8 protein-coding genes are annotated in these 11,274 nt (G+C 62.2%); all 8 read right to left on the minus strand.

Features of this window, described 5'->3' with window-relative positions; genetic code table 11:
* The coding region (locus tag ABIT76_14945) for a glycoside hydrolase family 31 protein (protein MEO7934445.1) at positions 1 to 2,399 on the minus strand (2,399 nt) is incomplete at its 3' end.
* A 21-nt stretch (positions 2,400 to 2,420) separates the two neighbouring features.
* Positions 2,421 to 3,800 (minus strand): GDSL-type esterase/lipase family protein, encoded by a 1,380-nt coding sequence (locus ABIT76_14950; GenBank protein MEO7934446.1) that lies wholly within the window; start codon positions 3,798 to 3,800, stop codon positions 2,421 to 2,423.
* A gap of 37 nt (positions 3,801 to 3,837) precedes the next feature.
* Positions 3,838 to 4,566, minus strand: a complete 729-nt coding sequence (locus ABIT76_14955) for an SGNH/GDSL hydrolase family protein (protein ID MEO7934447.1) — start codon at positions 4,564 to 4,566, stop codon at positions 3,838 to 3,840.
* Between the two features lie 67 nt (positions 4,567 to 4,633).
* Entirely contained in the window at positions 4,634 to 6,463 is a 1,830-nt protein-coding gene (locus ABIT76_14960; protein MEO7934448.1) for a glycoside hydrolase family 97 catalytic domain-containing protein, read from the minus strand.
* 19 nt (positions 6,464 to 6,482) lie between these two features.
* Entirely contained in the window at positions 6,483 to 7,967 is a 1,485-nt protein-coding gene (locus tag ABIT76_14965) for a glycoside hydrolase (GenBank protein MEO7934449.1), read from the minus strand.
* Positions 7,964 to 9,370, minus strand: a complete 1,407-nt coding sequence (locus ABIT76_14970; protein ID MEO7934450.1) for a family 43 glycosylhydrolase — start codon at positions 9,368 to 9,370, stop codon at positions 7,964 to 7,966. Before ABIT76_14970 ends, ABIT76_14965 begins: the two co-directional genes overlap by 4 nt.
* Positions 9,371 to 9,488: 118 nt before the next feature.
* Positions 9,489 to 11,018 (minus strand): alpha-L-fucosidase, encoded by a 1,530-nt coding sequence (locus tag ABIT76_14975; GenBank protein ID MEO7934451.1) that lies wholly within the window; start codon positions 11,016 to 11,018, stop codon positions 9,489 to 9,491.
* A gap of 56 nt (positions 11,019 to 11,074) precedes the next feature.
* Positions 11,075 to 11,274: glycoside hydrolase family 27 protein (locus tag ABIT76_14980; protein ID MEO7934452.1), on the minus strand; the 200-nt coding region annotated here is incomplete at its 5' end.

Below are 11,274 nucleotides of genomic sequence, written 5' to 3' on the forward strand. Positions count from 1 at the left end.
ACGTGGAAGGTTCGGGTCTTCAACATGCCGGGGAATTCGCCTTGGCGCGCGCCGATGACGAGGGTGCGCGTGCTATCATTCCAAGTGAACGGGATGGTGGCGTGCCTGCCCTTTTCGTAACCATAGCCGTCGCCTTCGTCTTCGTAGAGGGTGAAGGTACCGTCAGCGCCGGGATAGACGCGCAGCTCGATGGGGGCGTCCGGCTTTTCGTTGGTGTATTGCACGCGCGGTCCCATTGGCACGATGCTGCCGGCCCTCACGAAGAGCGGAATCTGCGCAAGCGGCGTTTCAGCCTGGATTGTCTGACCGCCGTCGGATCGTTTGCCGGTCCAGAAATCGAACCATGTCGCGCCTTTGGGCAGATAAACCTCGCGGGTTTTCGCGGCATTGGCGATGGGCGTCGAATTGGGGCCGAATTGCTGTGGCGTCAGCACCGGCGCGACCATGAAGGCATCGCCGACGAGGAACTGCGTCTTCAGGTCGTGCGTCTTTTCATCCTGCGGAAAGGCGAACGCCAGCGGACGCAGGAAGGACGCGCCATGCAGCGAAACTTCACCGGCGAGCGAGTAAAAGTAAGGGAGCAACTGGTAGCGCAGGTTGATCGAATCGATGATCGCATCGTAAAACTGCGTGCCTGGTTTGCCGAAGCGCCACGGCTCGCGCGGCGTGTCGGTGCCGTGACTGCGGAACATCGGCAGGAACGCCCCGACCTGGAGCCAGCGCGTGTAAAGCTCGCGATAGCCGGAGTCCTCGACGCCTTTGTCAAAATCGCCGTTCCAAAACCACTGCTTCCCGCGCTTCACAAGAAACGCGCCGATATCGAAGTTGACGTAGGGAGTGCCCGACGCGCTGAAGCTCTGCATCGCGACCACCTGCTGAGTCAGCTTGCTCCATTTCGCCGGGATGTCGCCCGTCCAGAGCACCGAGCCGGTGCGCTGGCTGCCGGCGTAGCCGGAGCGGGTGAGGTTCAGCACGCGCCGATCTGGCGACGACTTGCGCGAGTTTTCGTAGATGCCGGTTGAATCTTCGAGCGCGTAGGCGTTGAGGAATTGGGGATCGATGATCTTGGCGAGGCCGGCGATATTTTTGCTATCCGCATCCGCCGGGCGCACCCCGCCCGTCCAGTCAGCCATATCCGGCTCGGTCGAGTCGCACCACCACGCGTCGATGCCGTGCCGGCCTAGAATCTGCCAGATGGAGTTCCAATAAACCTCGCGGGCCTTGGGATTGAACGCGTCGAAAAAGGTCGTTCCGGCCAGCGTGTAGCCGCCCGCGGCCAGTGCCTTGCCCGCCGTGGATTTCGGGCTGGGATTCGGCCAGATCGAAATCATCACGTGGGCGTTCTGGGCGTGAATCGCTTTCGTCATCGCGGCGATGTCGGGATAGAATTTCGGATCAGGGTCGCCGCCCCACTGGCCGCCGATCCAGTAGTTCCAGTCCTGCACGATGCCATCGATCGGTATCTGTCGTTGGCGAAACTCCTTCACCGTGTTGATCAGCTCGTTCTGCGATTTGTAGCGCTCCTTGGACTGCACATAGCCGAAGGACCAACGGGGCAGCATCGTCGCGGCGCCGGTCAGCTGGCGGTAACCCACGACCGCGCCGTCCATGTCGGGGCCGGCGATGAAGTAGTAGTCGAGGTCGTCAATCACGTCGAAGGTCATCGAACCGCCGTTGGCCCCATCGGCGAAAGTCATCGCCGAGTAGGCGTCGAAGAGCAGCCCGTAGCCGCGAGTGGAAACCAGCGAAGGGACCAGGATGCGCAGATTATGTTGGTAGAGGCGCTTCGTGGTGCCGCGCAGGTTGAGGTCCGAGGTTTCGTCAAAGCCGAGGCCGTAGAGCGCTTCGTCGTCGGCGAAGCGGAAGGAGACCTTGCCCCGCCACGCGTCGCGATCTTTGCGCTGGATGTAGTTGCCCACCCGTTCGCGCTCGCCGTCCACGGTTGTCACCTTCGTGATGGAAGCGGGATCGGCGAGCGACTTGATCACCTCCACGCGTTCTAACGTGCGGGGTTGCGAGGGGTGCTCGGTGAGGAGCGGCTTGCCGTCGGCGTCGAAATACGAAACCGCCTCCGAGGCTCGGTCGATGCGAACGACGAGCTTGTCGGAGCGCAGTTCGACGGCGTCGGACGATTCTTTGACCCGGATCCTACCGGGGACTTCGGCGACCTCGACGCGCATCAGGCTGGGCGCCTTGGACCAGTCGGCGTTCTTGGTGGCGCGCACGCGGGCGATGCGGTCCGTGACAAAATCAACCTGAAGGCGGCCCTCGGTGAGCTGGAGCGAGGCGCCGCGGGAATGAGGCTGCACCCGCTCGACGGCGGCCGGCAAAGTGATCGGTGCGGTGCTCATGAGGCAACCGAGCAAGATCGGGAGGGTGGGATGATTCAGTTTTATCATGGTGAAACTCAAGGAGCGAGGTTATCGGATGAGGCCGCTTTCAGTGAGCGCGCGCCCCCAGATGGCGTAGCCGGCCTCGGAGGGATGAATGCCGTCGGGCATCATGTCGCGAGGAAGCGAGCCGTCCGGAGCGAGAAAACGTGAGCCGATATCGAGAAACGTGGTGTCGGGGAGGCCGGCAAGGCACTTGCCAAGGAGGGCGTCTATTGCCGCGATGGGAGCGCGGAAGGGGTGATTGGGTTGCGGACCGCGAGGGAAGACTCCCATGACGATCAAGTGCGCACCCGGGCACTTTTGGCGAACGCGCTCACGGATGACAGCGATGGCTTCGACGATTTCCTGCGGCGTGTTGGCGCGGGCATTGTTCGTGGCGCTGAGGTTGTTGGTGCCGATGTTGAGGATAACGAGCTTCGGACGGAGGCCATCGAGCTCTCCGTGGTCGATGCGCCAGAGCAGATTCTGCGTGCGGTCCCAGCCGAATCCGAGATTGAGAACGGGAAGCGTCTCGAAGGTGCTTTTCCACGCAAGTGGCCCATTGGCGGATCTGGCACGGGGCTCTCCGCCCCAGAAGTGGGTGATCGAGTCGCCGAGGAGAACGATGTCGGGGCGGATGCGAGGGCCGGCGGCCAGGGCATCGGCGTGGCGAGTCCACCAGTTGTAAGAATCGCGCTCGAGGGAAGGAACGGGAAGGAGGGCTGTGTTGACGGCCGGGTCGAGGGACTTCGCTCCGGGTTGGGTGGCGCTCATGACTTCGCCGTAAACGCTCCGGGCGATTTTCGCGGCCCCCTCAGGGTCGGGATGAATTTTGTCGGGAAAATGAGCAACCTCGGAACGCAGCGGCTGCTCGAGATCGATGATCGGGATCTTTTCCTCCGAAGCGACCTTCCGGATGCGGCGGACAATGTCATTGCGAAGGGTATCCGCACGGATGTTCATGACGTCGGCAAAAGCCGGCGGCGGCAGGCAAACGAAAATCTTGGCTTGGGGATTCGCCTGGCGAAATTTCGCGATGAGGGCGTGGTAGCCCGGGTCGAAATCACCCGGGTGGCGGCCGATGTTGAATTCCTTGCTGTCGTTTGTGCCCAGGGCGATGACGACGACTTCGGGCTTCCACGCAAGCGCGGCGGCAAGCGCCGGCTGGCGGTCGTAGGGGAGATCGCCGGCAGGCATGAGCGTGGCGCCACTTACGCCGAAGTTACGGACCGTCCAATCTGGACCGAGGAGACGGCCAAGCTGCGAGGGATAAGCATCACGGGCTTTGTCGCGGAGGGTGTAGCCCTCGGTGATGCTGTCGCCGACGCAGGCGAGACGGATGTTTTCGGCGGCGCGAGCGGAGCCCGTGACCATGATTGCGGTCAGCAACAGCGCACTGACGAACGAATGAAGAGGAAGACGGATCATGTGCGTTTTCTGGAAATTTTCGCGGGTGGCCATTGGCTTACTTCAGCAAGGAAACCGCTTTTACCCATTCACGGGCCATGAGGGCGTGGCCGGCATAGTGCGGATGCACGCCGTCCCAGCACCAGTGATCGGCGGGGGCGCGTCGGCAGGCGGCATCGAACGCCTCTTGGTAACGGATCACGGGCAGATGGTATTTCGCGGCGAGGCGATCAACGGCCGCCTGGCGCTCCTTCAACTTGGCAAACGAGGTGGCGTAGTTGTCCTTGAATTTCCCAACCGGCAGCAGAAACGGCTGGCCAAGCACGATCTTCACACCCGGCAGCGCGGCGAGCGTCCCGCCGAGCAGCTTGTCGTAGCCCTGCTCGTATTGCTCAACCGTTTCCCCTGTTCCTTTCGGGGTAAACGTGTCGTTCACTCCGATGAGGATGCTCAGGAAGTCCGGCTTCAGGTCGAGCACGTCCGCTTTCCATCGTGCCTGGAGGTCGGGCACGGTATCGCCGCTGATGCCGCGGTTGATGAACGTGAGGTCGCGCTCGGCGAGCTGATCCCCCAGCAGCCCCGCGATCAGGAACGCGTAGCCCTGCCCCATTGTGTGGTTGTAGTCCTGTCCCTTGCGGGCGCGGCCTCCGTCGGTGATCGAGTCGCCAATAAGAACGACGGTGCTCTTCGGGCGCAGGACCGGGAACGCGGAGTCCATCGAAGATGGAGCCGCCCCCAGGGTCGAAGCAATCGCGACCGCGAAAAGGAAGACGGAACGAAACATCATGGGAATTGTGAGGTGTGGAGTGTGGAGATTTAGGCGAGAAGCGCGGACGGAAGCGGAGTTCGAGGCCCTATCGTTTTTGGGTGATCAAAACACAGGCCCCGCCGCCGGGGGCCAATTTGACGCGCAGCGTGTCGGCGGAGGAGACCACGCGCGTCTCGGCCTGATAATCTTCGGCCTGGGTGCGGTAGTCGGAGTTCGGGCCGTCTTGAATGATGAGCGCCTCGTATTTGCCGGAAGGCAGGAAGGACAAGGGCACTTCCAGCTCGCGCGGTGATTCGTTGGTGGCCGCGCCGATCAGCCAGGCGCCGTCCGCCGACTGGCGGGCCATGACGATGTAGTCGCCGATCTCGCCGGCGAGCGTCTTGCTCTCGCGCCACGGCATGCGCTCGGCGGCGATGAAGCGCAGTAGTTCGGGGTGCTTGCGGTAGTATTCGGGAATGTCCGGAATGATGGTGGCGCCGGAAAACACGATCAGCGTGCGCGCAATCTCGGCTGTGAGCGTGGAAGGCACGGGCTTTCCGTGATCCACGCGGCCGGCTTGGGTGAGATCGGCCAAGCCGTTGTTCATGTCGAGCGGACCGGCCAGCATGTTCACGAAGACGCTCGTGACAAAGGTTGAGGGGCTGAAGACCTTATGGCCGTCGAGTTGGGAATGGCAGAACTCGCGCGTCACCGCGTTCGGCCACGTGCGCATCTGGCCATAGGGGTGAACCGGACCGTCGTGGTAATCGCAGAGTAATTTGTTCTTCGCGCACAGCTCGGTGACTAGGCGCGTGCGGTGGTTTTTCTCTTCGGGAGAACCGGTCATGAAACCGTATTTGACGCCCGCCGCACCCCATTCGCCATACTGCTTCAGCGTGTCGTCGAGGGGGAACTTACGGCCGCCAATGTCGTTCAGGTAAAGCCAGACGCCCACCTTCTTCGCTTTGCCGTAAGCGATGATCTCCTTCACTTGATTCACTTTGCCGCCCTTCACCGGGTCGGAATTGTGGCCGAATTCCGCGCCATACCAATTCGCGTCCAGGACGAGGTGAGCGATTCCGTTTTCCGCTGCGAAATCGATCATGCGTTTCCAGGACGGCAGCGACATCTCGTATTTGAAGCCGTCCACTTTCGCGCCGTTGATACGCCAGTCCCAGACGGCCACGCCCGGCTTAACCCAGGAGAAATCCATGCCCGCGGGCGGCGGCGGGTTGAGCAGCTCGATGAGGTGGGAATCCACCAGCGCGCCTGGTGTGCGGCCGAACATGACCACGTGCCACGAGGTGGTGGGCTTGGAGGCAATGCGGAGCGTGGTGTCGCCGCCTTTGGCGTCAAAGAGGAGGGGTTCGCCCTCGGGGAGATCGGCCTCATGCAGGGCCAGATAATCGCCGCCGTCGGTTTTGAGCGTCACCACGGGCCGGCGTTGGCCTTTGGCGGCGCTGAGTTTTTCCGGGCCGATGTTGGGATTCTCGCCGTTGTAATACCAGGCGGTGTAGTCGCCCGCGAAGTGGAAGGCGGTGGCTTCGGCCCCGGTCGGTTTTTGGCCGGGAAACACGTAGCGGAAAGCGACGCCTTCGTCGTAAGCGCGGGCTTTGAGCTGATAGGCTCCGAGATCAATCGTGGCCTCGCGGTAGCGGTCGGTCACGACGGTGCGCTTACCCCAGACCGGTTTCCACACGGAGTTTTCCGCGCGCCGCGTCACGCCGACAAAACGTCCGCCGGAGAAGCCCGCCGGCGAGGGCGAGATCAGCGGCTTGCCGTCAAGGGCCAGCGCGTGCGTCACGGCGCCGTCGGCGGCGACTTCGATGGTCAGCTTGAGGTGACCATCCGGTGACTCGACCGCGACGGTTTCGGCAAAAACGGACGAACCGAAAAACAAGGCGGTGATGACGAGCGAGAGGTGGCTTATTTTCATATGTTAGAGACGCCCCGGATTAAAGAGGGGCGATGTCGGAAAGGATCAGCGTCTGCACGGAGTTGGCGGGGAAGGAGACCGTGAGGCGTCCGTCGGAAACCTGCGCCTCGGGGAGTTCGGCGTAGCGGGCGGCGCCGTCCATCTCGGTGACGAAGCGTTGCACGCGGGCGGCGGAGCTGCGAAAGCGCGAGAGATCGTAAGAAACGGTGCGGGCGGGTCCGTCGTTGAGCGTGGCGAGGACGAGGCGGCGGGCGCGAGCGTCGTAGGCGACGATGGTATTGGACTCGTTGGAGCCGAGAATCGTCATGTCGGGACGGATGTGGCGGCTGTATTGGGCGAAGACAAAGTGCTTCGGGTTGGCGCGCAGGATCCGGCCTTTTTCCATGTCGGCGGCGATGAAGCCCCAGCCACCGTTGTTGCCGCCATCGAGCGGCTGCCAGTAGCACCAGGCGAGCGGCCGGAGCACGGCCATGTCGCGGTGAAGATTGCGCGCCATTTCCAGGCCGCTGGCTTGCTTGTCGCCGTGCTCGGAGTTCCAGACCGGCTTGCCGGCTTCAATCGCGACTTCGCGGCGCAGGCCGGCGCGATCGCCGGCGGCACCTTGATAACCGTGGACGTTGAAGCGCGCGACCAAGGCCCGCGCCTCGGGTGGATAACCGCGCCAGGCCTTGAGCGCCTGGTCGTAGCTGGTCTCGTCGGATGCGACGATGGGCAGGTCTTTCAGGCCCTGGCGGTCGAGCTCTGCGCGCAGGACGGGGAGAAAAGCGATCTGGCCGGGAACATTGAACTGCGCGCCCTCCTGTTTGCAGTCGGCGAACCAGTTGCCGGAGATCGGCTCGTTGAAGGGGTCCACGCTGGTGAAGGTGACGCCCCAATGGCTCCGCGCGTGGGCGGCGATGGTGGCGAGGTAGGTGGCGAACGCGCCGTAGTTTTCCGGCGGCAGGTTGTCGGTGCGCTTGTCCGCGTTGCCGGAAGGGTTGTCGTTCTTCGTCATCCACCACATGGGCGAGTTGGAGAAGAGCTCGAAGTGATCGGCGCCGCGTGCCTTGGCTTTCAGCAGCAGGGCGCGCTGGTTGGCGTCCACCGACCAGTTCCAGCTGTCGGAATCCGGATTCGGGTTTTTGCCGTCGAGCCAGAAGCCCTCGATCTGCCGGAACGGGAGAATGGTCTTTGAAACGACCATGCGGCGTCCGTCGATTTCGTTCCAACTGCAGGCGCCGGCGTTGTAGCGGACGATGTTCATGCCGAGGCCGGGGAGCGGTTCGCCCGCGAGTTCGACGCGCTTGGTCGTGAAGAGCACATCGGCAAGATCGTCGCGATCGCCAAAGACCTTGCCGAACCAGGCGAGCGAAGTTCCCCATCCTTCCCAGACGCCGCGCGTCTCGGCGGGATCGACGGTGATCGTGGCGGGAGCCTCGGCCCGGGCGGACGAGAATGACAGGACGGCCATGAAACCGGCGAGAAGCGTGGCGGAACGGCGGCGGATGGAACGGTGTTCGCTCATTTTGGAAGGACGGTCCACTCGATGAGCGAGATGTCGGAGCCTTTTACGTCATCGGGGAAAACGAGGCGCAGGTAGCGCGCGGTCACCGGTTTTTCACTCACGATGGGCGAGCCGCTCACGGGTTGTTTCGAAAAGTCATCGACGACTTGCCAATTCTGGCCGTCGGTCGAGGCCTCGATGGTGAACCGATAGGGCTTCCACGCATATTCCGGGCGGATGAGCTGGCGCTGGATCGATTGCGTCGCGCCGAGATCCAGTTGAATCCATGCGCCCTTCGCGTCGCTGGCGGCGGCCCAGCGGGTGCCGTAGTTGTCGTCGAGCACGCAGGCCGCCGCGGTGAAGGCGTCGGCCTGGCTGGAGGCGGTGATCTTCGCGGCGGAGGAAAGTTTCGCCAGGGATTCGGCCCGGCCTTGCGCGAGCAGCGGCCCTTGGTGGGTGGGGTTGATTTTCTCGATGCGGCCATCGGGCGTGAAGGTGATCGGATCGACGCAGACCTGGCGTCCGACGAACTTGCGGTTAAACGGGACGCTGTGCCGGTGGTAGAGGATGTAGTCGCGACCCTCGCGCTGGAAGATGGCGTGGTGGCCGGGGCTGAGGATGTTGTTCGCCGGGTCGCTGGTGAGGACCGGGGTGTTGGGACCATCAACGAAGGGGCCGAAGGGAGTGTCGCCGACGGCATACTCGACGGCGTAGGTGGTCTCGGTGGTCTTGCCGGTCGAGTTCATCAGGAAGTAGCGGCCGTGGCGCTTCACCATGAACGGTCCCTCGAAGTAACGGGCGGGGGTCACGTCGTGAACTTCGCCGTCGAAGGTGACCATGTCGGGCTTGAGTTTCACCGCCCAGCAACGGCCGTTAACCCAGTTCCAGCCGGAGCCCCAGTAGAGGTAGGCCTGGCCGTCGTCGTCGATGAAGGCCTCGGCATCGATCATGTGGTAGCCGGGCTTTGCGTCGGACGGAATCAGCGGACGATCTCCGAGGGCGTTGTGCCAAGGGCCGAGCGGGTGGTCGGCCACCCCGGCCCACACCTCGCTGCCCACCGAGACATACATGTAGAACTTGCCGTCACGACCGGCGACGACGGAGGGCGCCCAGACTTTGGCGCCTTTGGAGGTCGGGCTGGTGCAGGCTTTTTTCGTGGGCCAGTTCAGGACACGGTAAGTCCAGTTTTTGAAGTCGGCGGACTCCCAGCATCCGAGGGTGTCGCCGCCCCAGGGATCGAGGGTGGCGTAGAGGTAGGTCTTGCCGCCGTCCTGAACGATGGAAGGGTCGGCGTAGTAGCCCGGCAGGATGGGGTTGGCCGAATGCGGTGTCCGGCCGAGCATCGCGTCGGGCGCAGACGTGTCGGCAACAAGCGGGAGCGCCGTGATGGCCAGCAAGGAGAGGAACGGGTATTTGAATTTCATTGGAAGAAGGAGGCTGCGGCGCGCCCGAGGTGGATCGTGTGTAATGGTTTCATGGATATAGCTTGGTCGGTTGGAATACGCCGATCACTCGAATTTGCGGATGCCGGGCCACATGGAATCAGTTTTTCCAGACGTTGTTGACGGGTTGGTCGTAGACCACCGCGATGATCGTGTCGGCGGGCGAGGATTCGCGGTCGATGCCGGTCACCGTGATGCCGCCGTCGCGCGGCGTGTAAGGCAGAGGCTTTCCGGTGTAAACGTCGTGGACCTTCACGACCTTGAGCCGGCCCATGGGCGGAATCTGAAAGCTGTCACCGGCGTAGCCTTTGAGGAGGTGGGCGAAAACCGTAGAGTCCTTGTAGGTGTAGCCGTATTGGCTGTCAACAGGCTCCCACGGACCGCCACGTGTGCCGTAGATCGCATCGCCTGTTTTAGTTAGCCACGCGCCCATTTCGCGAAGCCGCTGCTGTTGGACCTCGGGAATCACACCATGACGGTCGGGTGAGACGTTGAGCAAGTAGCTCATGTTACGCACGACACTGTTGGCAAGGTAGTTGATGAGTTCGTTGACGCTAAAGATTTTGTCCGCAGTCAGGCATCTCTTGTCGTAACCCCACGCGCCGTGCTGTATGGTCATGCACTTGTCGCAATAGAACTCGTTGCGGATCGGGCCTTTTGTCTCACCCGGACCTTCTTCCTCCTTGAGGTCGCCGATCCAGCCGTAGCGGAGATTCGTGATGGTGTCAGGCTGGTATTTGCGCACCATGCCCATGATGCCGAGCGGCTTGTCGGTGCCCTCTTCACGGTCCTGGTATTTCGCCGGGATAGGCCACTCATTTTTCGGATCGAGGTATCTGCCGGGCTCATGGAAGAACGCAGCGTCGGCGTCTTTGCCTTTCTGCGCTAGCCAGCCTCCGTCCCAGTAGATGTGATCAATATGACCGTAGCCAGTGAGGAGCTTTTTCACGTTCACGTAGTTCTCCTCCTTCATCAGCCGGGCGTTCTCCTTGTCCGACGGATCTTGCTTGTAGCCGAATTTGTTTGGCTTCATGTCCTGGCCGGTGACGTCGTAATAGCCAGGGTAGCGCCAACTGAGCGGCGAGTAGTAGAGGCCAACCTTGAGCTCCGCATCGCGGCAGGCTTTCACGTATTCCCCAACGAGGTCGCGGCCCAGCGTCTGCTGGCTGGTGAAGGCGTTCGGGTGCGGGCTGTCGAAGAGGGAAAAACCGTCGTGATGACGCGTGGTGAGGCACATCCACTTCATGCCGGCTTCGCGGGCCAGCGCGGCCCATTGCTCGGGATGAAAGTCCTTCGCGTCGAAGTAGTCATTACCGCTCTCGGGCAACGCGTATTTGCGGTATTTCTCGGGGGAGATGCCTTGATTGTGCATCATCCACTCGCCTTTGCCCGGACCTGAATAGAGCCCCCAGTGAATGAACATGCCGAACTTCGCATCGAGGAGCCATTTCATCTGCTCGTCGGAAAGCTGGGTAACGCCCTGGTCCGTCTGCGGCACGCGCACGGGTGGTTGCGGCGGCTTGTCAGGCACGAGGGCGGCGGACGCGTTCAATGCGAGAAGCGCAGCGCCAACCGGGACTAGGCGGAGTAGTCGGGGAAGTGATTGTCGGATCATGTGTAGTGGTTTCACGAGTGGGAAAAATAGGCTTTGTTTCAGCAGGTGCGAAAATCGAAGGTCCCAAGCTGCTATCTTTTCGGCGACAGTTTCAGCAGAACGACGCCAGAGGCCGGAATGGTGAACGTGGATTTCATCGCGTTAAAATCAGGGATGTCCTGCTGGCGCCAGAGATCACGCGCTATCACCTTGTCTCCTATCCCCATCGCTTTCTTCAGCTTGTTCATGCCAACCTGGACCGCCTGCTCGCCTCGATTGAAGATTCCCAAGG

This window comes from Chthoniobacterales bacterium (assembly GCA_039930045.1).
In the GTDB taxonomy this organism is placed as follows: Bacteria; Verrucomicrobiota; Verrucomicrobiia; order Chthoniobacterales; family DASVRZ01; genus DASVRZ01.